This is a genomic window from Nocardia sp. NBC_00416 (genome assembly GCF_036032445.1).
Taxonomy (GTDB): Bacteria; Actinomycetota; Actinomycetes; order Mycobacteriales; family Mycobacteriaceae; genus Nocardia.
This window is the reverse complement of sequence record NZ_CP107932.1, coordinates 1,672,038-1,694,997: the sequence shown is the minus strand read 5'-3', so window position 1 is coordinate 1,694,997 and position 22,960 is coordinate 1,672,038. Positions and strand designations below refer to the sequence as shown.

16 protein-coding genes and 1 pseudogene are annotated in these 22,960 nt (G+C 69.5%); 10 read left to right on the top strand and 7 right to left on the bottom strand.

The features are described from left to right. Positions 1-27: 27 nt before the first annotated feature. Positions 28-855 (bottom strand): DUF3097 domain-containing protein, encoded by an 828-nt coding sequence (locus OG804_RS07505; RefSeq protein ID WP_328395267.1) that lies wholly within the window; start codon positions 853-855, stop codon positions 28-30. A gap of 100 nt (positions 856-955) precedes the next feature. On the opposite strand from OG804_RS07505, the gene OG804_RS07500 reads away from it, so the two are divergent. From OG804_RS07500 to OG804_RS07480, 5 genes are all read left to right on the top strand, one after another. Further along, positions 956-1,387, top strand: coding sequence for an NfeD family protein (locus tag OG804_RS07500; protein WP_328395265.1), 432 nt, complete (start codon positions 956-958; stop codon positions 1,385-1,387). Next, positions 1,387-2,559 carry an SPFH domain-containing protein gene (locus OG804_RS07495; RefSeq protein ID WP_328395263.1) on the top strand — a complete coding sequence of 391 codons (1,173 nt, stop codon included), beginning with the start codon at positions 1,387-1,389 and terminating at the stop codon, positions 2,557-2,559. The genes OG804_RS07500 and OG804_RS07495 overlap by 1 nt, the downstream gene beginning before the upstream one ends. A gap of 199 nt (positions 2,560-2,758) precedes the next feature. Then, entirely contained in the window at positions 2,759-4,042 is a 1,284-nt protein-coding gene (locus OG804_RS07490) for an ABC transporter substrate-binding protein (protein ID WP_328395261.1), read from the top strand. Beyond that, positions 4,039-5,844, top strand: coding sequence for a hypothetical protein (locus OG804_RS07485; protein WP_328395259.1), 1,806 nt, complete (start codon positions 4,039-4,041; stop codon positions 5,842-5,844). Before OG804_RS07490 ends, OG804_RS07485 begins: the two co-directional genes overlap by 4 nt. Continuing rightward, positions 5,841-7,511, top strand: coding sequence for a tetratricopeptide repeat protein (locus OG804_RS07480; RefSeq protein WP_328395257.1), 1,671 nt, complete (start codon positions 5,841-5,843; stop codon positions 7,509-7,511). Before OG804_RS07485 ends, OG804_RS07480 begins: the two co-directional genes overlap by 4 nt. Positions 7,512-7,523: 12 nt before the next feature. On the opposite strand, the gene OG804_RS07475 is transcribed toward OG804_RS07480, so the two are convergent. From OG804_RS07475 to OG804_RS07455, 5 genes are all read right to left on the bottom strand, one after another. Continuing rightward, on the bottom strand, positions 7,524-9,167 hold the full coding sequence (locus tag OG804_RS07475; RefSeq protein ID WP_328395255.1) for an ABC transporter: 1,644 nt from the start codon (positions 9,165-9,167) through the stop codon (positions 7,524-7,526). Further along, the gene (locus OG804_RS07470) at positions 9,164-10,636 is read right to left on the bottom strand and encodes a glycosyltransferase (protein WP_442941763.1); all 1,473 of its coding nucleotides are present in this window, start codon (positions 10,634-10,636) and stop codon (positions 9,164-9,166) included. The genes OG804_RS07475 and OG804_RS07470 overlap by 4 nt, the downstream gene beginning before the upstream one ends. Then, a complete protein-coding gene (locus OG804_RS07465) occupies positions 10,630-12,081 on the bottom strand; it encodes a hypothetical protein (protein WP_328395251.1) in 1,452 nt (483 codons plus the stop codon). The genes OG804_RS07470 and OG804_RS07465 overlap by 7 nt, the downstream gene beginning before the upstream one ends. Before the next feature lie 5 nt (positions 12,082-12,086). Beyond that, positions 12,087-14,051 (bottom strand): hypothetical protein, encoded by a 1,965-nt coding sequence (locus tag OG804_RS07460; protein WP_328395249.1) that lies wholly within the window; start codon positions 14,049-14,051, stop codon positions 12,087-12,089. Between the two features lie 153 nt (positions 14,052-14,204). Beyond that, positions 14,205-14,909, bottom strand: coding sequence for a TVP38/TMEM64 family protein (locus OG804_RS07455; RefSeq protein ID WP_328395247.1), 705 nt, complete (start codon positions 14,907-14,909; stop codon positions 14,205-14,207). 264 nt (positions 14,910-15,173) lie between these two features. Between OG804_RS07455 and OG804_RS07450 the strand changes: the two genes are divergently transcribed. Genes OG804_RS07450 through OG804_RS07430 form a run of 5 tightly spaced genes read left to right on the top strand, consistent with a single transcriptional unit; the run spans position 15,174 to position 22,601 of the window. Continuing rightward, a complete protein-coding gene (locus OG804_RS07450; RefSeq protein WP_328395245.1) occupies positions 15,174-17,048 on the top strand; it encodes a methylmalonyl-CoA mutase family protein in 1,875 nt (624 codons plus the stop codon). Then, positions 17,048-19,333: a methylmalonyl-CoA mutase gene (scpA, locus tag OG804_RS07445; RefSeq protein ID WP_328395243.1), complete on the top strand. Its 2,286-nt coding sequence runs from the start codon at positions 17,048-17,050 to the stop codon at positions 19,331-19,333. Before OG804_RS07450 ends, scpA begins: the two co-directional genes overlap by 1 nt. Next, positions 19,330-20,322, top strand: a complete 993-nt coding sequence (gene meaB / locus OG804_RS07440) for a methylmalonyl Co-A mutase-associated GTPase MeaB (protein ID WP_328395241.1) — start codon at positions 19,330-19,332, stop codon at positions 20,320-20,322. Before scpA ends, meaB begins: the two co-directional genes overlap by 4 nt. A 58-nt stretch (positions 20,323-20,380) precedes the next feature. Continuing rightward, the gene (locus OG804_RS07435; RefSeq protein ID WP_328395239.1) at positions 20,381-21,022 is read left to right on the top strand and encodes a TetR/AcrR family transcriptional regulator; all 642 of its coding nucleotides are present in this window, start codon (positions 20,381-20,383) and stop codon (positions 21,020-21,022) included. A gap of 1 nt (position 21,023) precedes the next feature. Beyond that, positions 21,024-22,601, top strand: a complete 1,578-nt coding sequence (locus tag OG804_RS07430; protein WP_328395237.1) for an FAD-dependent monooxygenase — start codon at positions 21,024-21,026, stop codon at positions 22,599-22,601. Here OG804_RS07430 and OG804_RS07425 read toward each other — a convergent pair. Beyond that, a pseudogene (locus tag OG804_RS07425) lies at positions 22,598-22,951 on the bottom strand (integrase core domain-containing protein); the annotation flags it as partial. The gene OG804_RS07430 and the pseudogene OG804_RS07425 sit on opposite strands and share 4 nt — an antisense overlap. Between the last annotated feature and the right edge of the window lie 9 nt (positions 22,952-22,960).

The window sequence follows — 22,960 nt, the reverse complement described above, 5'->3', positions numbered from 1 at the left end:
AGCCTCTGCGGAGGCTGTTTCCGGCGGTTAGAATGGTTCGCCCGGTTCGGTCACGAAATCGATCAGACGCTCCACCGCGCCCAGCAGCGGGGCCTCGAGATCCCGGAACGAGTTCACCGCCGAATAGACTCGCCGCCAGCCCTCTTGCGGCGTACCCCAGCCCAGCCGGCGGCATACTCCGGTCTTCCAGTCCTCGCCGCGCGGTACTCGCGGCCATTCCGGGATCGCGAGGGCCGCCGGTTTCACCGCCTGCCACACGTCGACGTACGGATGCCCGGTTACCAGCACATAGGGCCCGAGTCCGGTGGTGAGCAGGGTCTCCTTGGAACCGGTCACGAGGTGGTCGACGAGGACCCCGACCCGTTTCCCGGGGCCGGGCGCGAATTCGGTGAGCCGGTCGCCGAGGTTGTCGAGACCTTCGAGATGTTCGACCACCACCCCCTCGACCCGCAGATCGTGCCCCCACACCCGCTCCACGAGCGCGGCATCGTGCACCCCTTCGACCCAGATCCTGCTGGGCGCGGCGACTTTCGCGCGCAATCCCGCTACCCGGGTGGACCCGGACGCCGAGCGGATGGAGGGCGCCGACGTGGTGGCCTTCGGCCGGACCAAGGTCACCGGTTGACCGTCGATGAGGAAGGCCGCCTCCCGCATCGCGAACAGGCGGACGGCGCCGCGTGCGTCGGCGAGTTTCACGAAATCACCGTCGTAGGTCCGGTCGAATCCGACCACTGCCCCGCAGAACCCGCTGGCCGCGTCCTCGACCACCAGATCGGATTCGGCGTTCACCCGCGGGACGGTGCGCCGGGCAGTGCGCGGGTGGCCGGAGAAGATATCGCCGTATCGATCGCTCACCGGGCCGAACGTAGCGCACTCGCCGCCCCCGGGTCGGTTTCCGGGCCGGGGTGTCGCCGGTCCGTCCCCGCGAACTGGGCGATCCGGCTAGGGTGGGCGTGTGGCCGCAATTGTCTGGTTGGTCGCCGGTGTTCTCCTGGCGGCGGCCGAGATGTTCGTCGGTGAACTGACTCTCCTGATGCTCGGTTCCGCCGCGCTCTTCACCGCGGGGGTGAGTTTTCTCGCCGGTACCGCGCCGGTGGTCGACGCGGTGGTGTTCGCTGTGTCGGCGGTGGTGCTGCTGCTGGGTGTGCGACCGGTCCTGTTGCGGCGCTTCGGAACTCCGCCGCCGACGTTGACCAACGCGGACGCACTCCCCGGCAAGACCGCCCTGGTACTGGAACCGGTGGGTGAACACGGCGGCCTGGTGAAATTGAGTGGTGAGGTGTGGACCGCGCGTGCCCTGGATCCGGGTGAGGAGTACCCGGAGGGGGCGACCGTGTACGTGATGAAGATCGACGGGGCGACCGCTGTCGTCTGGAAAGGGCCGTAATGGCTGCATTGATTATCGTCATCGCACTGGTACTGCTGGTGGCGGTGGTGGTGTTCAAATCCATCGCACTGGTGCCGCAGGCCGAGGCCGCGGTGATCGAACGGCTCGGCCGATATTCGCGGACGGCATCGGGACAGCTGACCTTCCTGATCCCCTTCGCCGACCGGATCCGCGCCAAGGTCGATCTGCGGGAGCGGGTGGTCTCCTTCCCGCCGCAACCGGTGATCACCCAGGACAATCTGACCCTGCAGATCGATTCGGTGGTGTACTTCCAGGTGATGCAGCCGCAGGCCGCGGTCTACGAGATCTCCAACTACATCGCCGCCGTCGAGCAGCTCACGGTCACCACGTTGCGCAATGTGGTAGGCGGGATGACGCTGGAGGAGACGCTGACCTCCCGCGATCAGATCAACAGCCAGCTGCGCGGCGTGCTCGACGAAGCCACCGGGCGCTGGGGTCTGCGGGTGGCGCGGGTCGAGCTCAAATCCATCGACCCGCCGCCGTCGATCCAGGAGTCGATGGAGAAGCAGATGAAGGCCGACCGCGAGAAGCGCGCCATGATCCTGAACGCGGAGGGCACCCGGGAATCGCAGATCAAAACCGCGGAGGGCGCCAAACAGGCGCAGATCCTGTCCGCCGAGGGCGCCAAACAGTCGGCGATCCTGTCGGCCGAGGGCGAGCGGCAGAGCCGGATCCTGCGGGCTCAGGGTGAACGCGCCGCCTCCTACCTGCAGGCGCAGGGGCAGGCCAAGGCCATCGAGAAGGTCTTCGCCGCGATCAAATCCGGGAAACCCACCCCGGAACTGCTCGCCTACCAGTACATGCAGACCCTGCCCATGGTGGCGCGTGGTGACGCGAACAAGGTGTGGCTGGTGCCCAGCGATTTCGGAAAGGCGCTGGAGGGTTTCGCGAAAAATTTCGCGACCCAGGGCGAGGACGGGGTCTTCCGGTACGCGCCGCCCGCCGACGAGGAGACGCCGGGTAAGCCGGAGGACGATTCCGACGAGGTGGCCGATTGGTTCGATACGAGTACGGACCCAGCGGTGGAACGGGCGGTGCGCGCCGCGGAATCGGTCGCCCGGACCCCCATCGACACCGCGGCGCCGGTCACGACCACAAAACCGGCTCAGGATTCCGCTCCGCCCGCGTTGCCGCCGCAGCCGCCCGCGTAGCCGGTCCGCTCCCCAGCAGCCCGCGTATCACCGCCGTATCAACACGAGCAGCAGTATCGGCCGCCGAATCAGCCGTGACCGAGTTCTGACCCGGGCCCCGGTGCGAGCGCCGGTGCCGCGGGTTCCGCGAACAGCCCGCGTTCGGCCGGCGTCTGGGACATAATCGAAACCCTCTGCCGGACAACTGCATCGGGGCCTCGTGAGAACACGTCGTGCGGTACTCCAGACGGCGGCGGTTGTGCCGCTGCTGGTGGCCTGCTCACCGGATGTGCTGCTGGGCGAACGCGACGCGGTGCGAATCGCGGTCGCCTGGAGCGGACTCGAACTGGCGGCATTCCGGTCGGTCCTCGAGGCCACCGCGCTGCCGGAAGCGATCGAGGTGGTGCCGCTGGGCGACGAGATCGGGACGGCGCTCACGGCGCGGGGACGGTCGGCGCCCGATATCGTGATGCTCCCCCAAGCCGGTCAGGTCCGGGGGTTGGTCGCGCAGGGCCGGTTGCGGGAGGTGCCCGACACGCTGTGGTCCGATCCGGGCGGTGTCCGCTACGCCGAGCAGTGGCGGGAACTGTGCTACTACCAGGGCCGCCTCTACGGCGTGCCCTTCAAAGCGAGTGGTAAGTCGCTGGTCTGGTACGACCGGGAGGCGATCGGCCGGTCCGGGCTGGGCGATCCGGCGCAGTGGACCGTGCCCGACTGGCTCGCCGGGGTCCGCGAATGCGCGGCGTCGCCGCGGCGGTTGCTCGCGCTCGGCGCCGCCGACGGTTGGGTGCTGACCGATCTGTTCGAGAACCTGTTGCTGGCGCAATCTCCGGCGGTGTATCGCGAACTGGGCTCCGGGATCCGGAACTGGGATGTCGGGCCGGTCCGCGCGACCTTCGAACAACTCGGCGGCCTATGGGGTATCCGATCCGGGCTGCCCGGCGGGGTGGGCACGGCGCTGACGCGGCAGTTCGCCGACGCGGTACGCGATGTCTTCGAGCACCGGCGGGCGCTGGCGGTGGCCGCCCCGGATTTCGCGGAGCCGGTGGTGCGGGACGCGCTGCGCCGGCTGGGACGCGCCGAAGAGGCGGCCGCGGTCGTGCCGTTCCCGAGGGCGGAGCCGGACCGGGAGAACCCGCGCATCGTCGGCGGGGACGTCATGGTGCTGACTCGATCGGCGGGACCGCGCGCGGAAGCGGTCGTCGCCGCGCTCGCGGCCGACCAAGCCCCGGTGCCGTGGATCGAGCAGGTGGGCGGCTTCCTCGGCCCCAACCTGCGCACTCGCGCCCACTATTCGTCGTGGTCGGCGCCGACCGCCGAGGCACTGGCCGAGTGGCCGGATTTCGATCTGTCGGACCGGCTCGGGGCCGTCGGAGGCCGGGACGGGCTGTGGCGGGTACTCACCGAATTCCTGATCACCGTCGGTGACCGGGGCGGTGATGTGGGCATTGCGACCGATACCGCCGTCGGGACGCTGAGCCGGTTCGAGAGAGGGTGGAGATGAGCACGCCGGTACCGGAATTCGAGGCGCACGGGCTGAAACTGGAATTGCCCACCGGGCGGATGCGCGGGCCACTGGTACCCGGCCGCCCGCCGTCGCGGGGCATCACCCTGATCGCGTGCCTGCCCGCGACCCTTTTGCTGACGCTGCTGCTGGTACCCGCCGGACTGACCGTCGGCCTGGCGGTACGGACGCGCTTGTGGCCGGTGGTCGGCTGCGCGGTGGCGGCCGTAGCGTTCGTGGTCGCGGTGGAATCGGCGCGGCGGGGTGCGCACCGGGGCCTGTGGGGGGTGCCCGGGCTGGTGGCGGTGATCGCGCTCGGGATCCTGTACTGGTCGGACGAATCGTACGCGCGCAGTCTGTACTGGATGGCGTTCGCCGCCGCGCTGCTGGTCGCCGCGATGCTGCTGGCCTGGTGGAGTCGCCGGACCCGCGGACTGTGGTTGCCGCTGATCGTGCCGTTCGGTATCTCGGCTCTCGTATCCGGTGTGGCGTTCCGGCTGATTTTCCAGTATTCCGGGGCGCGGCTGGGTTTCGACGCTTTCCCCGGATACCGGTCGTGGTTCGTGGTGATGCTCGGTTCGGCGTTCCTGTGGACCTGGCTGGGTTTCCTGATCGGGGTGTTCCGCGCGGGGATCCGGGCCCTCGAACGTGACCCGGTCCGCTGGACCCGGCTCCAGGAGAAGCCCGGGATCACCCTGTTCTGGCGGCTGTTCACCCTGCAGCGGCCGATCGTCCTGGTGGCCGGGCTGGTGGTGGGCGTGGCCGCGGCCCGCGTATTCGATGTGGTGCTGATCGGGGTGCCGGGTTCGGTCCAGTACCAGGTGGACAGCGCTACCGTGTCCTGGTGGCGGCTGGCCACCGACCCCGCCACCGCCGGCGAGGCGGCCGCCTACGCTCTGCCGCTGGCTGTGCTCCTCGGGGTGGCCGCCTGGGCGCTGCAGAGCGATTTCCGTGACCGCCGCGCCGGTTTCCCGCCCGCCGAGCATCCTGGTGACGGCGGGCCCGTCGCACCCCCGGGCAGCACCGTCGCGGCCTACGCCCTGAGCGCGGTGATCGCCGCGATATCGGTCGCCGCGGTGATTCCGCTGGTGGTGCTCGCGGTGGTGGCGTTTCGCGGCCCGGACGGGTGGTCGGCCGCCGCGTTCACCGATGTGTGGCGCGACCGGTGGCTGCTGCATTCCGTCGAGGCCACGTTCTGGGTGGCGGTACTGGCCACGATCATCGTGGTGGCAGCGGCCGCGCCCCTGGCCTACCGGCTCGCCGTGGCGCCCGCCGGGTGGCCGACGCGGGCGCTGGTGACCGCGCTGGTGGTGCTCGCGGTGCTGCCGGTGCAGGCCTACCTGGGGCCGCTCGATACGTTCATCGACGACCACGGCCTGTCCGGGACCCGGGTGCCGCTGGTGCTGGCGCATGCCGCGGCGGGCCTGCCGATCGCGGTGCTGATCCTGCGAGGCGCGGTGGCCGCACCGCCGGGCAGTCCGGCCGCGGACGCGCTGCGCGGGCTGGCTGCGCCGGGGACCATCAGCCGCCGGCTGCTCGGCTCGGCGGGCCCGGCGCTGGTCGCGGTCGCCGTGCTCGAATTCGTGCAGGTGTGGAACGATTTCATCGTCGGGTTGCTGATCAGCGGGGCCGGCGCGTCGCCGTGGTCGTTGCTGCTCTGGGGTGAGGCACGGCAGTTCGGTGAGAACGCGGCCCAGCTGGCGGCCGGAGCGCTCATCGCCGCATTGCTGCCGGTGGCACTGGTGCTGGCGACCTGGCGGCGCTGGATCGTGCCCGGACTGACCGGCGGGGTGCTGCGATGAGGGAACCGCTGCCACGGACGTCCACGGTCTCGGGGGTACTCAGTGGGCTGTCGGTGCTGGCTTCGGCGCTGCTCCTGGAACTGGGCCGCAACCTGGTCATGAACTCGTTCGGCGACGGCGCGGAGGTGCAGCTGCTGGCCTCCGGCCTGCGCTGGCTGTCGGTGGCCGTCATCGTGCTGGCCGTCGTCTACACCGGGTACCGCCTGACTGCCGAGCGACGGTCCCGGGCTCGGCTCGCGCGCCGCCGGATGTTGCTCGCCGACCTGGACGGGCCCGCGCTCACCGAGCCGGTCACGCCGCCGCCACCCCCGCCGCCACCGCAGCGCGACCCCGGTCTCGCCGGCGATCCGGTGGCCGCTGCGCTGCGCGAACTGCCGGTCACCGAGTACGACGCCGCGACGGTGTACGCGATCGCCACCGCGGTGGGAATGGAGCAGGCGCTCGCGCCGGAGCCGCCGCCGTCCGGGGATCAGACGATCGCGCTGGGGGAACGGTGGACCGCGTCCGATCTGCTGGCCCGGCTGGTGGCGGCCGGGGTGCTGGTGTGCCACCAGCCGCAGCGCTATCGGCTCGCGCGGGTTCCGGTGTCGCCCGGCCGGGAGGTGGTGATCGCCGGCGCCGTATGGCAGGCGGCGCTGTTCGCGCTGTTGTGTCACAACGCGGATCGGGCCGCCAGCTGGGCCGCCGGAGCGACAACTGTTCCGTCCGCTCCACGCGCCCGCCGCTGGTTCATCGCGGCGGAGCCGCGGCTGCGGGCACTGGTGCGCCGGTGCTGCCGCGACGGTATCGCGCATGCGATCCCACCTGCCACCGCCGCCCAGTTGGTCCGAATCGGGGACGCACTCGACATCTGGTACGCCGTCAGCCGCGCGGAGGGCGGTGAAACACGTGCGGTGGCCAGGGATCTGGCCGAGCTCGGCCCTGATGCGCTCGGCGGCCATCAGACGGCCGTCCTGCTGCGGGCGGGCCGGCTCACCGGCTCGCCGTCCCGGTGGCAGCGGCCGTGGCGGCGGGCCACGGGTGTGCGCGCCCGCGCCGAACACGGCGCGGGTCTGCGGCTGCTCGATACCGCGACCACGCCCGAGGCGCTGGCCGCCGCCGTGGACCGGTTGCGGGCGGCCTATTGGCGATTGCCGCGCGAGGATCTGGCGAACCAGGTGCGGGTGCTGGCCGACCTCGCGGTGGCGCATATCCACCAGGGGCGACTGGACGCGGCCCAGGATCGGCTGGAGTTGGCCGCGTTGCGCGCCCTCGACGACGAAGACATCGACGGATGGGCCCGGGTGCACGAACTCGCGGGCGCCGTCTACTGGGCCCGTGGCGAGCCGCGAGCAGCCCTGCGCTGCTGGCAGCGGGCGTTGACGAGTTACCGGGATCTGGCCGATGACAACGGTATCGGCCGCTGCCTGCAGCATCTCGGCGCCGCCGTCCTGATCGCGCCCGAGCACGGCGACCTGGTCCTCGGCGGTGACGGGGCGCCCGGAGCTCCAGAGGTGCTGCGCCGCGCCCACAGTTGGCTGGCCGAGGCGGGCCGTCGTGATCCGGGTACGGCCTATGTGAGTGAGTATCTCGCGCGGGCCGCGACGATCCGCGGCGTGAGCGAACCACCGGATCTCGACCACTGGCCGGTCGCGGTGCGCGACGCCACCGGAACCGACCCGGTGTGATCCGTGAGCCGGTCACGAGAGCACGCGGTAGAGCCGCCAGGTCGGTTGATCGTCTCCGTCGTTGGGGATCTCGAGCTCGAGGGCGGCGATCTCGGCGCCGGTCTCGTAGAGCGTGGGGTAGCGCACATTGATCGCGTCGGAGGAGCCGCGCCCGCTGTTCGGGACGGCCAGGATGTACCGGACCCCGTGTGCGGCGGGGTCGTTGAGGATGGTGATGAAATCCTGGTCGGACGGGATGATGTAGGTGCGCGGCCGGTCGGCCGCCGTGAACACGGCGAAGCCGTACACCGTGTCCATCAGTACCGACGAGTCCGGCAGACCCAGCGTGTCCAGATACTGCGCCAGTTCGCGTTCGGTATGGAACGAGGCAATGATCCGCCGTTCCTCGGAGCGGGTGGCCGAGGTGTCGTCGGGGTCGGGGAACACGATCTCCTGGAGCGCGTACTGCTGGACCGACAGCGTCGGTGACATCATCAGCGCCCCGGTGATCACCGGGGTCACCAGCACCACTGCGGTGGCGAACACCGCCGGGGCCAGCCGTGCGCCGGGCGCGGTGACCCGCGGTCGGCGGTGCCGTCCCGGCCGTCGAGCGGGGACCTCGCCGCGGACCGGTACGAGCTGGCAGGCCAGCACGATCATCAGCGGTATCGCGCTCATGTAGAAGCGAAGGAACGGAAAGGTCGTTCCGGTCATGTAATTGCGGGTCGCGAACACCAGCACCGCGCCGAATACGACGCCCGTCGCCAGTACTTCTGGATCGCGCCGTTGCCATGCCAGCGCCAGCGCGATAGGTATCAGAATCGGCAACGCGGGCCCGAGCACCATGATCTCGCTGATCGAGAAGACCAATCCGTAGAGCGGGCCGATGGTCGACCCGTCGCCGCCGCTCTGTTCGATGATGCTGGTGTTGCCGTAGTTCGACGTGAACTGCTGGAAGGGTTCACCGGTGATCAGCCAGCTGGTCACCGTCCACACCACGAACACGACCCCGGTGGGCGCCGCGACCAGGAGCGCGTCCATCGCGGTATCGGTGACCCGGTCGCGGCGCCGGTCGCGCGCCCGCAGCCAGGTCACGACAGCCACGAAGACCGTGACTCCGGCTGCGGCAGGCAGTGCGTCGTAGCGGGTCAGATACGCCAGGGCCAGGGCGATGCCGGCGACGCACAGATCGTGGACGTCGTCGGTGTGCAGCCAGCGGATCAACCGGCGGGCGGTCCAGCACAGCAGGAAGACGAACGGCGCTTCGCTCATCCCGTTGGCGGCGTAGAAGATCACCATCGGGTTCAGCGCGAAGAGCGCGGTCAGCACCCACACCAGCCAGATCGGTACTCCGCGGTCGAGGCAGATGCCGCGGATCTGGATCACCGCGCCGGCCATGAACGGCGCCGACATGAGCACACCGGAAATGTTCCACGCAGTCAGCACCGGCCACCAGTGGCTGAGTAATACGACCGGTAGCTGGATGACCGTCGTCAGCGGGGTGAAGATGAATCCGATGGCCGCCAGGTGCGGATCGCGGCTGAACAGCACACTGCGGGCGGCGGACACCCGGCTCAGCGAATCACCGAGAATGTAGTGGGGTTCGATCGCCAGATACAGACCGGCGGCCAGGTAGCCGACGGTGGCGAGGGCGAACAACCACCGGGCCGTCCTCATCGCGCCGCGCCCGTCGCTTCCGGTTCCGCGGCGCCGGGCAGCCCGTGGAAGGTCTTCTCCCAGTACGACGGTTTGCTGATCAGCTGGTAGGTGCCCTTGATCGCGGCGACACTCATCAACACCCAGTACAGCGGTGCGGTGAGCGCGGCCGGCAGCAGAACGGTCAGGCGGCTCTCCCGGCAGGCGACCAGATTCATGTACAACACCGCCGTATTGCCGAATACGAGGCAGAACAGGGCGGGGAAGTACACGTAGGCGGGGAACTGCTCCTGCACCGCCTGCGGTTGGCCGAGCAGCCAGGCCAGGGTGATCAGCCAGAACAGCATGTTGAGACAGGCGATGAGCGGGGTCCCGGCCATCAGGGTCGTGAAACGCGAGAAGCCGACCGGACCCAGCGTCCGCCACAGCTGGACCGGGCGGCGCATATGCACCAGCCAGGTCTGCAGATAGCCCTTGTACCACCGTGAACGTTGGCGTATCCAGTTGACCGGATCGCTGTTGGCCTCCTCCCAGGTGACCGAGTCCAGCACTGCCGTGTGATATCCGCTCTCGGCGATACGGACTCCTAGATCGGCGTCCTCGGTGACATTGAACGGGTCCCAGGCGCCGATCTCGTCGAGAACGTCGCGGCGCAGATGATTCGAGGTGCCGCCCAACGGAATCGGCGCGTTCCCGCGCATCAGACCGGGCAGCACGAAGCCGAACCACAGCGCGTAATCCGCGGTGAACCAGGCGGTGAGCAGGTTCTGGCCGCCGTTGTGGAACGCCAGCCGCGCCTGGATACACGCGGTGTCGGCGGGCAGTCGGTCGAAGACGACCGCGGCGCGGCGCAACTGCAGCGGGTCGGGCCGGTCCTCGGCGTCGTAGATGGTGACGATGTCGCCGGTGGCGAAATGCAGGCCGAAGTTGCACGCCTTCGGTTTCGTCCGGGGGTCGGCGGGCGGCACCTCGATGATCCGCAGTGATTCCGGTGCGTCGACGGCCCGGGCGGCGGCGATGGTGGCGTCGTCGTCTGCCTCGAGCAGGAGAAGTATCTGGAGTTTGTCCGCCGGATACCGGAGCGCCGCCAGGTTCTCGATCACCGTCGCGATCACTTCCGGTTCGTGGAAGGCGGGGACGAGAATCGTGTAGTGCGGCAGGACATCGCCGGTGGCCGCTTCGGCTTCGGCGTCGGTGACACCGACGATGCTGCGGCCGTCGAGGCCGCGCAAGAACAGGATGAGGCGATCGACCAGGGTCCACACGTAGGCGGCAGTGCACACCACGGTGATCGCGACCAGTGTCGGAGTCCGGGCGAACACTGCGCCCACGACCAGCGCGGCCAGCAGCCCGATCAGCACCCGGCGTTGCCAGGGCACCACCACCGTCGCCGCGGAGGCCTCGGGCCGGCGCTCGCGCAGGCCGTGCACGGCGTCGTGCAGCGCGGCCGCGACCAGGTCCGGCCGATCCGAGGGATCGTCGTTCACCACGGCTGCACCTCCACCAGTTGCCGGCCCAGCGTTTCGAGCAGGTCCGCGTCCTTGAAATCCGGATCGGTATCGGTGACCGCCGAGACGCCGCGCGCGAGCAGGGCGATCATCGCCGACGCCGTACCCGCCACGGAGGGTTCCGGCGGTAGGAAGTAGGCGTCGGGTTCGTGGTTGTCGACGGTCATCACCGTGACGCGCTGGATATGGTCGCCGTCGCGGCGCCAGGTGAAGGTGAGGTAGTTCCAGGTGAGGTGAATGCGCTCGTCGACGACCGAGTACATGGTCCCGGTGAGGCCGCGGCCGAGGTCGACCGATCGCGGCGGATTGCTGACCCGGGCATACCGCAGGTCGTAGGTGATGAGGGTGGGCGTGACATCGAGGGCGGCGCCGTAACGCACGGTGAGGAGATCGATCTGGGCCGTGCGATTGCGGTCGAGGGTGTCCCAGCGGGGGTTGGGCTCGAGGGTGCGGATGGTCTGGCGCAGGAAGGTGGATTCGGTGTGGAAATAGTGGACCGGCCAGTCCAGGTTCTGCAGGTCGGTCTGGCGCCAGCCGGGCGGGACCACGAGACCGGTCGGACCCTGGTAAGCCGGTCCCGCGGCGATCGCGTCACTCGTCATGGGCGGCATCGGCGATATCGCGATGATCAGCGTCGCGACGGCGAGCACGGCCAGCGCGTACCACGGGTTGTCCGGGCCCCCGCCGACGCGGGGCGCGGAACCCCGCGGCGGCAGCGGTTCGTGCAGGATCACCGCGCAGCCGCACACCACCAGCGCCGACAGCGCCACCACACCGGCCGTGACCAGCGAGATACGTAGATTCGGATACCACTGGCCGACCGCGGCCACTACGGCGGTGTCGACGAACACGGCCAGCGCGGCTACCGCGGCCACCCGCGGCTTTCCGATATGGAATCCGTAGGCCAGGGCGACCGCGGATGCCACGATCATGACGAACGCGTAAGCGACCTGGCCGCCGCCCAGCGCGACGGCGATGAGCCGGTAGGTGATCGGGTTGACCACCAGGAACAACACCCAGACTTCCCAGTAGCGCAGGGTGGCCCGCACGCCGAAGAGCAGGACGGCCCCCGACAACACGAACAGGGTCAGCGCGAGCACGTCGAAGTGGAACAACTCGTAGAACGGCGCGTAACGGGGGAGCAGCAGTCGCTGTACGAACAGTGCCACCACCAGACCGATGAGTCCGACGATGACATCGGTTTCCCGGTCGTGGATCGGCAGTACCGGCTTATCGCGTCGCCGAACGCCGAGCACGAGGGCCGCCGCGAGCAACGGCAGGGCGAAAAGGTACCCGATCGAGGTGCCCTCGCTCGCGCCGATCCAGATGTCGACCAGGGTGCGCCCGAACGCGAGCCCGGTGAATGCGACCAGCACCAGCCAGCGGACCGTGACACGGGTGGTCGGGTCCGCCGTGCCGCACAGCATGGTGTTCAGCGTCGGTTCGCCGGGCGGAAGCCGCGAGCGGCGATCCACAGTGCCGCGACGAGGCCGACGGCCACGAGCACTCCCGCCGCGATCAGCAGGGTGCGCATCGTTGCCGATATCCCCGCGTCCGTGCTCGATTGCGCTGTGTCGGAGGGCAGGGCGTAGTCGACGGGGTCTCGGCCGACGGCGGTGAACAGGACATCGCCCGACAGCGAGTACCAGCCGTCGGGTTCGGCGGCCAGCCGGTCCAGTGTGCGATCGAGTTCGCCGGGTCCGGCGTTGCTGGTGGCGACGAGCAACTGCCGGTCGCCGTCGTAATAGCTCTGCAGCGAGGCGAATCGCAGATCGGGGGAGAGTTGCAGTGGGGTGGTGGTCCCGTCGTGGTCGGTCACCGCGATACGGGTGTCGTCGGTCTTGCTCAGCGGCGGGGCGATGCCCGCGGGTATCTCCCCGTCGGCCAGGACGAGCACGGCGGGCCGGTTGTTCGAGACCGCGTCGGGCAGGGGTGTCCAGCGCGGATCGAGCCGGGTCGAGGTGAGCGACTGCAAACCCGCCGCGATGGCGACCGCTCGATCGAGATCGTCGAAGTCGCCGGTGGCGGCGGCGACGTCGAACATCGGAAGCAGCCCTTGCGGCAGTGCCTGGAACCCGCGCGGCGGACCACCTGGATCCGCTTCGCTGGTGACCTCGCTGCCGGGCAGGAGCGTGAGCGTGAGCGGCTGGTCGGTGCCACAGCGTCCGGTATCGCCGGTGGTGCGGAGCGTGACGGTCACTGTCGTGGCGCGCTGTAGGACGTCGTCGGGGATATCGATCCAGCGGTCGATCTGCCCCGACGGTTCGGCGGCCCAGTTCGCGACTTCGCGGTCGCCCGCGGTGACGGTCAGCAACCCGGCCTGGCTCGGCGGTAGCGGCGTGTAGTGACCCTGCAGCTTTACCCGGATATCGCCGGAGGGCCGGCCGAGCCGGGACTGGTCGAGTTCGAACGAAACGCTGACCTGGGCATGTGAACTGGCGCTGAGGTCGCCGGCGCCGAGTTGTCCCAGTGTGGTGGTGTCGGGCGCCAGTACCGGCGGTTGATCCAGCGACCCCGCGACGGCCCGGCTGCCGACCGCGAACTCCGAGACCCGGCTGGTGATCAGCCGGATCTGGTCGAGGAGGGCGGTGCCCGTACCGGTGACCAGCAGTGCGGGCGGCCCGGCGGCCGGGACCAGCGTCGTTTCGGTATCGCCGGTGGCCCGGATGGCGACCGACCGGGCGAACGCGTTGTCCGCTTCGGTGATCGCCCCGTCGATCCCCAGTCTGCGCAGGCTCACCCGGACCGGTTGACTGCCGTAGTAGGCCACGATCGCGGTGGACAACGACAGCGCGGCGGTCGATTCGACGTCGGTCGGTGATTCCGGGACATAGATCCGCAGTTCCTGCAGGATCGGCGGCAGGAAATCCGCGATCACGGTGGGGGCCAGCGGTGTGCCGGAGTATCCGATGCGGATATCGCGCAGCACCGCGCCGTGGTCGAACCAGTCGTCCGGGCAGCGGCCCACATCCGGATACAGGTTCACGTGCAGGACCACCGCGGCCGCCTGCTCCTCGACGTCGGCTCCGTCCAGCGGCACGGTGACCGGAACTCGCGTGGCGGCGCCGCCGGGCAGATCGGCATGACCGATGAACCGGTTACCGGATTCGATATCGATCGTGCCGCGCGCCAGATCGGCGGGCAGATCGACGGCCGCGGTGAGTCGGGTGGGCGCCGTCCCCGGCGGAACCGGGATCGTGAGGTCCACCTGATCGTCGTCGCCGCGCAGGACGATCTGCTCGCCGAGACCCAGATCGCGGCCGGAGAATTCGGTCGACGGCGCCCCGGACGATTGTCCGGCCGGGCCGGCGGGTTGCGCGGCGCCCGTCCCCGCCGACGGGGCGACCACGGCCAGCACGGCCCAGCAGGTGCACAACGTCCGCACGGCAATCCGCATGCACACGACCCCTCAGCTATCCGGTGGCGCTTCCCGGCTACCCCGATAACGCCATGACTGCGCGGCACTCCCGGTCACGAAGATGGTAACGAGGATCGTGTCGGCTATCGGTCAGCAATGACGGTGGCGTGGCGTGGCCGCCTGGGTGGGGGATCAGTCGAGTACGGGGTCCCGGTCGAGCACGGTGCTCTCCTCGACCACGGCAGCCGGGCTCTGTCCCGCCGGGTTCCAGCGCTGGTCGATGAGCAGGCCCAGCAGGCCCGCGGCTATGCACGCGATCGAGACCGCCACGGTGACCGGGTGGGTGCCACCGGTCAGCGCGTCGGCCAGGATCACCGTCGCCGCCGTGCCGGGCAGGATCCCGACGGCGGTGGCGCCCAGGTACGGCCAGAACCTGATCGAGGACAGGGCGCAGGAATAGTTCACCACCGAGAACGGCGCGAAGGCGATGAGCCGTAGCGCTCCCACGGCGAGCCACCCGCGCCGGTGCAGCCGCTCGTCGACCATCCGCACGGTGGGATGGTCGAGGTGAGCGCTGACGCGATCACGGCCGAAAGTGCGGACGAGGAGGAAAGCGGCGGCGGCGCTGAGCACGGTCGCCGTGAGGGCCACCGCCAGTCCGACGACGGGGCCGAAGAGCAGCCCCGAAGCAACGGTGAACACGGTGCGCGGGACAGGGAAGATTGTGATCAGGGTGTGTGCGAGGAAGAACAGGATCGGGAAGTAGGGCCCGGCCGCCCCGGCCCATTCCTGGATCTGCTGGGGGCTCGGCAGCGGGGTCAGCAGCGCCGCCGCGCAGACGATCGCGGCACCGCACAGAACAAGGACCAGCCGCCGGTCGCGAAGCATACGGAGCACCGGGCGAGGTTACCGGTCGCCTGCCGGACGAGCCCGGCCGGTGCCGGGGACGAGCGACGGCGCGGGGCCCGGCGGACCGCCGCCCGGCGGAGGTTACTCGCTGGTAGTGGTGGCCACGGGTAAACCCGTACGGCCATCCCGCTAGCATCGGAGGAGCGAGCTGAATGCTCGTTAACCAAAGTATTCGCTGAGCTGGGCGGATACCAAGGTACACGCGTGCACAGCTGGTGCGCTTGTACTGGAACGACAATGAGGGAACAGGGTATGCCGATTGCTGCAGAGCCCGCGGCCGGGGCTGATCCGTCCTCGTCCGCGGTGCCCGAATATCCCGCCTGGCGCAAGGGTGTGGCGGGTGTGCTGGCCAAGGCCCGCCGGGTCGAGCCGGCCGAACTCGGCGAGGAACCCGAAAAACTGCTGGAACAGTCCACCTATGACGGGCTGACCATCGCGCCGCTGTACACACGGCGGGACGAACTGCCCGAACAGCCGCTGCCCGGCGCCTACCCGTTCGTCCGGGGCGTGGCGGCCACCCGGGATGTGCACCGCGGCTGGTTCGTCAACGCCCGGATCGGCTCGGCCGCCGCCGCAGACGCCAATCGCGAGCTCCTGAGCGGGTTGGAGAACGGCCTCGGCGCCGTCGAGCTCGGAATCGGCGATCACGGTATCCCGGTGGGTGATCTGGCCACCGCGCTCGACGGCGTGATGTTCGAACTCGCGCCGTTGACCTTGCGGGCGGGAACGTCGACCGCCGCAGCCGCGGCCGCCGTCTACGAGGTGATCGACCGGTACGCGACGCCTGACCGGGCTGCGATCCGGCTCTCCCTCGGCGCGGCTCCGCTCACCAGTGCCTTCGCCGGATCCGATGATCTGGACATCACCGCGACCGCGGCTCTCGCCGTCGCGGCGGGGCAGCGGCCGGAGACCGTCCGCGCGATCACCGTGGACGGCACCGTCTTCCACGACGCGGGCGCCTCGGACGCCCAGGAGCTGGGCGCCGCTGTCGCGGCGGGCCTCGAGTACCTGCGTGTGCTGTCCGGGGAGATGCCGGTCCCCGAGGCGTTGCGCCAGCTGGAGTTCCGGTTCGCCGCCACCGACGACCAGTTCGCCACGCTTGCCAAGTTCCGGGCCGCCCGGCGGCTCTGGGCGCGGGTCGCGCACGTCTGCGGCACGCCGTCGGAGGGCGCGGCCCCGCAGCACGCGGTGACCTCGGCGGCCATGATGAGCCGGCGCGATCCCTGGGTGAACCTGCTGCGCACCACCCTGGCCGCGTTCGGGGCCGGAGTCGGTGGCGCGGATACCGTGACCGTGTTGCCGTTCGATTCCGCGCTGCCCGCGGGTGAACTCGGAGTCTCGGCCTCGTTCTCGGAACGGATGGCCCGCAATACCCAGCTGCTGTTGCTCGAGGAATCCCATCTCGGCCATGTGCAGGACCCGGGCGCGGGTTCCTGGTACGTCGAACAGCTCACCGCCGACCTCGCCGGGGCCGCGTGGACGTTCATGCAGGAGATCGAGGCCGCCGGTGGCTACCGGGCGGCCCAGGACTCCGGTCTGCTGGCCACGACGATCGGCGCGACCCGTACCCGGCGGGAAAGCGATATCGCCCACCGGCGGACCGCGGTCACCGGTGTGAACGAATTCCCGAACCTCGCCGAGTCGCCGCTGTCGGAAGCGGCCCGCGCGGCGGGACCGGGACAGCGCTACGGCGCGGCGTTCGACGCACTGCGGGACCGGTCGGACGCCTATCTGGCGGCGCACGGCACGCGCCCGCAGGCGATGCTGGTGCCGCTGGGCACAGTCGCCGAACACAATGTGCGGGTCACCTTCATCGCCAATCTGCTCGCTTCCGGCGGTATCGAATCGATCAACCCCGGGCCGCTCGCCGAGTACGAGATCGCGGCCGCGGCGAAGGAATCCGGTGCCTCTATCGCGGTGCTGTGCGGCACCGACGCCCGGTACGGCACCGACGCGGCGGGTGCCGTGGAACAACTGCGGAACGCGGGAGTCGGGACCGTCCTGCTGGCCGGGCCGGAAAAGGTCCTGACCGGTATCGAGGAGGCCCGGCGTCCGGACGGGTTCCTGGCGGCCCGGATCGACGCGGTCGCCGCCCTGACCGCCCTGCTGGAGAAGGTGGGAGCCTGATGACGACACAGCGAATCGAGCAGGTGGTCGGCAATTTCGCCGAGGTGCCGCTCACCGAGCCGGGGTTCACCCCGGAATCGGCCGACGGCACCGCGAAGGACGCGTTCGTCGCGGCGTCGGCCGCGGCCAACGACTACGCGCCCGAACAATTGGTGTGGTCGACGCCCGAAGGCATCGAGGTGCCGCCCGTCTTCACCAAGTCCGACCGTGACGCGGTGGCGGCGGCCGGTTTCCCGCTGGACAGCGTCCCGGGTGTCGCACCCTTCGTGCGCGGCCCCTATCCGACGATGTATGTGAACCAGCCGTGGACTATCCGCCAATACGCGGGTTTCTCCACCGCCGCGGATTCCAACGCCTTCTACCGCCGTAATCTGCAGGCAGGCCAGAAGGGTCTGTCGGTGGCGTTCGACCTGGCCACCCACCGCGGCTACGACTCGGATCATCCCCGGGTGCAGGGCGACGTCGGAATGGCCGGCGTCGCCATCGACTCCATCCTCGATATGCGCCAGCTCTTCGACCAGATCCCGCTGGACCAGGTCAGCGTCTCGATGACCATGAACGGCGCGGTGCTGCCGATCCTGGCGCTCTACGTCGTGGCCGCCGAAGAGCAGGGCGTGGCGCCCGAACAGCTGGCCGGAACGATTCAGAACGATATTCTGAAGGAGTTCATGGTCCGCAACACCTATATCTATCCGCCGAAGCCCTCGATGCGGATCATCTCCGATATCTTCGCCTACACCAGCGCGAAGATGCCGAAGTTCAACTCGATCTCCATCTCCGGCTATCACATCCAGGAAGCCGGCGCGACCGCCGATCTGGAACTGGCCTACACCCTCGCCGACGGCGTGGAATACCTGCGGGCCGGGATCGACGCCGGGATGGAGATCGACAAGTTCGCGCCCCGGCTGTCGTTCTTCTGGGCGATCGGGATGAACTTCTTCATGGAGGTCGCCAAGCTCCGGGCGGGCCGGCTGCTGTGGAGCGAACTGGTTGCGAAATTCGACCCGAAGAATCCGAAGTCGCTTTCGCTGCGAACCCATTCGCAGACCTCCGGCTGGTCGCTGACCGCGCAGGACGCCTACAACAATGTGGCCCGCACGTGTATCGAGGCGATGGCCGCGACCCAGGGGCACACCCAGTCGCTGCACACCAACGCCCTCGACGAGGCGCTCGCGCTGCCGACCGACTTCTCGGCCCGGATCGCGCGTAACACCCAGCTGCTCATCCAGCAGGAGTCCAACACCACGCGCCCGGTCGATCCGTGGGGCGGTTCGTACTACGTCGAATGGCTGACCCATCAGCTGGCCGAACGCGCCCGCGCCCATATCGCCGAGGTCGAAGCGCACGGCGGAATGGCGCAGGCCATCGGCGAGGGGATTCCCAAGCTGCGCATCGAGGAGGCCGCCGCCCGTACCCAGGCACGTATCGATACCGGCCAGCAGCCGGTGATCGGCGTGAACAAGTACCAGGCGGAGGAGGATCACGAGGTCGAGGTCCTCAAGGTCGAGAATTCGCGGGTGCGCACCGAACAGCTCGAGAAGCTGCGGCAGCTGCGCGCCGACCGGGATTCCGGCGCCGTGGAACGTGCCCTGGCCGAATTGTCCAGGGCGGCCGCCTCGTCTGACGGTGGCATGGCGAACAACCTGCTGGCGCTGGCCATCGACGCGGCGCGCGCCAAGGCCACCGTCGGCGAGATCTCCGACGCCCTGGAGAAGGTCTACGGCCGCCATCAGGCCGAGATCCGTACCCTGTCCGGTGTGTATCGCGATGAGGCCGGCAAGGTCACCAACATCACCACCGCCGGAGACCTGGTGGCCGAATTCGCCGAGGCCGAGGGGCGGCGACCCCGCATCCTGGTCGCGAAGATGGGCCAGGACGGTCACGACCGCGGCCAGAAGGTGATCGCCACGGCCTTCGCCGATCTCGGGTTCGACGTCGATGTGGGCCCGCTGTTCCAGACCCCCGAAGAGGTGGCTCGGCAGGCGGCGGACAACGACGTGCACGTCGTCGGAGTGTCCTCGCTGGCCGCCGGTCATCTCACGCTGGTGCCCGCACTGCGGCAGGCACTGGCCGATGTCGGCCGGCCCGACATCATGGTCATCGTCGGCGGGGTCATTCCGCCCGGTGATTTCGACGAGCTGTACGAGGCGGGCGCCGCGGCGATCTTCCCGCCGGGCACGGTGATCGCGGACGCCGCGATCGATCTGCTGCGCAAGCTCGGCGCCGCGCTCGGGCACGAGCTCGGTTCCGGTGACGCCGAATCCGGGGTCGACACCCAGGGATGAGCACACGTGTCATCGACGTGGAAGCCACCGCGGAGGCGGTCCGCTCGGGCGAGCGGGCCGCCTTGGCGCGGGCCATCACCCTGGTCGAATCGACTCGTTCCGACCATCGGGATCAGGCCCAGCAACTGCTGCTGCGACTGACTCCGGAAGCCGGTGCGGCACTGTCGAATCGGGTGGGAATCACCGGGGTGCCCGGGGTCGGGAAGTCGACGTTCATCGATTCCCTGGGGATGCGACTGATCGAACAGGGGCATCGGGTCGCGGTCCTGGCGGTGGATCCGTCCTCCACCCGTACCGGTGGTTCGATCCTCGGCGACAAGACCCGGATGGCGCGGTTGTCGGTGGAGCCGAACGCGTTCATCCGTCCGTCGCCCACCGCGGGGACGCTGGGCGGGGTGGCGAAGGCGACGCGCGAGACCATCGTGCTGCTCGAAGCGGCCGGTTACGACGTGATCCTGGTGGAGACCGTCGGTGTCGGACAGTCCGAGGTGACCGTCGCGAACATGGTCGACGTCTTCTGTTTCCTCACTCTCGCCCGGACCGGCGACCAGTTGCAGGGCATCAAGAAGGGCGTGCTCGAGCTCGCCGATCTGGTGGCGGTGAACAAGGCCGACGGCAGGCACGAGATCGAGGCGAAATCGGCGGCCCGGGAGCTGTCCGGCGCGTTGCGGTTGATCCACCCGCACGATGCGCTGTGGCGGCCGCCGGTACTCACCATGAGCGGGCTGGAAGGAATCGGCCTGGAGAAGTTCTGGCAGACCGTGCTGGAGCATCGGCGGGTGCTCACGGACGCGGGCGAGTTCGATGAGAAGCGCCGTCGGCAACAGGTCGATTGGACCTGGACCATGGTGCACGATCAGCTGCTGCGCCGGCTCGCCGATAATCCCGCGGTGAAGGCGATCCGGGGACAGGTGGAGCGTGAGGTCCGCGACGGGACGCTCACCGCGGCCCTCGCCGCGGGGAAACTGCTGGACGCCTTCGACAGCTGAAAAAAGTTTCCGGCAAGGAATTATTTCCAATCCGGAAAATATATGTACGCTGGTTCGCATGGATGATGCCGAACCCGGGCTCCGGGAACGCAAGAAACGCGAGACCCGCCTCGCGCTGAGCCTCGCCACGATCCGGCTCGCGGTCGACAAGGGCTGGGACGAGGTCACGGTCGAGGACATCGCGGCGGCGGTCGGTGTTTCCGACCGAACGTTCCGCAACTATTTCGGCAGCAAGGCCGAAGCGGTGGCGTCGCGGCACCTGGATCGGATGCGGGAGATCGCGCGGCAGGTGCGTGCCCGCCCGGCGGACGAACCGCTGTGGGAGTCGCTCACCGCATCCGTTCTCGGTGGATTCGGGCTGGGACAGGACGACAGCGGTGCGCAAGCGGGTCGGGCCGCCGATACCCGCTGGGCCGAAACCATCGGGCAGATCCTCGCCGAACCCGCCGTCCGCGGAGCCGTACTGGAAGCCGACGCGCTCGCCCAACGGGAACTGGCCGCGGCCGTCGCCGCCAGGATCGGTGCGGACGCCACCCTGAACCTGTATCCGAAGCTGGTGGCGGCGGTCGTGGGGGCGGCCTGCGCGGTGGCCACAGAGCAGTCCCTTGCCACGCGCCCGCCCGAACCGATCTCGGATGTGCTGCGCTGCGCGCTGACCCAGGTCGCTGCTGGTCTGCCCGTACCGACCACCGGGAGCTGAGATGCGCTACGACGTGATCATCGTCGGGGCGGGCCCGGTGGGCCTGCTGCTGGCCTGCGAACTGGGCCGGGCCGGGATACGTCCGCTCGTTCTCGAACGCCTGCCCGAACCCGCTACCGAACCCAAGGCCAACGGGTTGGTGGGGCATGTTGTGCCGCTGATGGACCGGCGCGGCCTGTTCGAGCGCCTCAGCGGCACATCGGGTCCGCCGCGGCCGAACGACCGCTACTTCATGTTCGGCGGACTCGCGCTGGATCTGAGCCTGCTCGACGACGGGCCGGTGTACACCCTGGCGGTTCCCCAGCGCGAAATAGTCTCGGTGCTCACCGAATACGCGACCGAGCTGGGTATCGAGATCCGCCGGGGCTGCGAGGTCGTGGCCGTGGACACCGACACCGGCGGGGTCACGGTCGAGATCACCGGACCGACGGGCTCCGCCCGCGCCCGCTACCTCGCGGGTGCCGATGGGGCGCACAGTGTCGTCCGGAAACAGCGCGGCATCCCCTTTCCCGGCATCGGTTACGACCGGACGACCGCGCGTACTGTCCACGCCTCGATTCCGGCCGACTGGGTGAATCCGGCCTCCGGTGAACTCGACGTGCCCGGATTCGGCGCGATCCGGCCGTTCCTGCCGCTGCGCACCGAGCGCGGCGGCTTCACCTATGCCCCGTTCCCCGGCCGTGCGCCGATGCTCGCCACCATGGAGTGGGACGAGCCGCCGACCGAGGAAGCGATGACACTGGGTGAGATGCGGGCCAGTATCGCCCGTGTACTCGGCGTCGAGTTCCCGCTCGGGGAGCCGGACGGATCGGGACCGCATCTGCTGCGGCGGCTGCGCGGTGGCCATACCAGGGTGGCGCAACGTTTCCGCGACGGGCCGGTGTTCCTACTCGGCGACGCGGCGCATGTGTACACCGGCGGCGGTGGGCCGGGGCTGAACGTGGGGTTGACCGACGCGGTGGAACTCGGCTGGCGTCTGGCCGCGGCGATAGCCGGCGGGGCGCCCCCGGGGCTGCTCGACAGTTACGACCTGGAGCGGCGGCACGCGGCGACACGGACGGAACTGGCCGCCCGCGCTCAGTCCGCGCTGCTCGCACCCGGTGAGGATGTCAGCGCGCTGCGGGTGGTGTTCGGTGAGTTACTCGCCGACGAATCCGCGGTCGGGCGGGTGGCCGCGTTGATCGCCGGTACCGATGTGCGTTACGACATGGGCCTCCCGGACCCGCATCCGCTCGTCGGTTACAGCGCCCCGGACCTCACGCTGCGCACCGCACACGAAACCGTGCGGTTGGCCGAACTGCTCCGGGACAGTCGGCCGTTGCTCGTGGACCTCGGGGGCGAGGGGGCATGGGCCGCGGCGCTGCACGATCTTCCGAGCCGGGTCGCGGTGGTCGTGGCCCGGACCGAGGACACCGCGGCGACCGCGCTGCTGATACGCCCCGACGGCCGGGTGGCGTGGGCGACCGGATCGCCGCCCACTCGTGAGGAGTCGTCCGAATTGCGTTCGGCGCTGACCCGCTGGGTCGGCACCGAGACGCCGGAACAGATCGTCACGCCGGAGGGGAGTGCGAGTCGCTAGTTGTATGAGGCCAAGACGTTGGTTACGCCTGCGCGTAGTCGCCGGGCCGGCGGTTGGCCTCCAGCTGCACCGTGGGGCCGGTGGTAGTTGTAGTGGATGTTCCAGACGCCGAGGGCATCTCGGCGTTGATCCTCCGAGGCCCAGCAACGGACGCAGAGGAACTCTTCGGCGATGATCCGGTTGTAGCGCTCCACCTCGCCGTGGTGGCGAGGCGTGTACGGCGTGATGCGCTGGTGTCGCGCCTCGAGCATGGCCCGGGCGAACGTGCCGGCGCGGTAGCAGGCGCCGTCGTCCGTGACGATGCGTTCGATCCCGACGATGCCGTGGGCTGCGAACCAGGCCCTGGCTCGGTTCGATGT

Coding starts and splice junctions, on each gene's coding strand:
- OG804_RS07495 (WP_328395263.1), top strand. CDS start 1,387: ATGGCTGCATTGATTATCGTCATCGCACTGGTACTGCTGGTGGCGGTG.
- OG804_RS07435 (WP_328395239.1), top strand. CDS start 20,381: ATGGATGATGCCGAACCCGGGCTCCGGGAACGCAAGAAACGCGAGACC.
- OG804_RS07450 (WP_328395245.1), top strand. CDS start 15,174: ATGCCGATTGCTGCAGAGCCCGCGGCCGGGGCTGATCCGTCCTCGTCC.
- OG804_RS07465 (WP_328395251.1), bottom strand. CDS start 12,081: ATGCTGTGCGGCACGGCGGACCCGACCACCCGTGTCACGGTCCGCTGG.
- OG804_RS07475 (WP_328395255.1), bottom strand. CDS start 9,167: ATGAGGACGGCCCGGTGGTTGTTCGCCCTCGCCACCGTCGGCTACCTG.
- OG804_RS07485 (WP_328395259.1), top strand. CDS start 4,039: ATGAGCACGCCGGTACCGGAATTCGAGGCGCACGGGCTGAAACTGGAA.
- scpA (WP_328395243.1), top strand. CDS start 17,048: ATGACGACACAGCGAATCGAGCAGGTGGTCGGCAATTTCGCCGAGGTG.
- OG804_RS07460 (WP_328395249.1), bottom strand. CDS start 14,051: ATGCGGATTGCCGTGCGGACGTTGTGCACCTGCTGGGCCGTGCTGGCC.
- meaB (WP_328395241.1), top strand. CDS start 19,330: ATGAGCACACGTGTCATCGACGTGGAAGCCACCGCGGAGGCGGTCCGC.
- OG804_RS07430 (WP_328395237.1), top strand. CDS start 21,024: ATGCGCTACGACGTGATCATCGTCGGGGCGGGCCCGGTGGGCCTGCTG.
- OG804_RS07480 (WP_328395257.1), top strand. CDS start 5,841: ATGAGGGAACCGCTGCCACGGACGTCCACGGTCTCGGGGGTACTCAGT.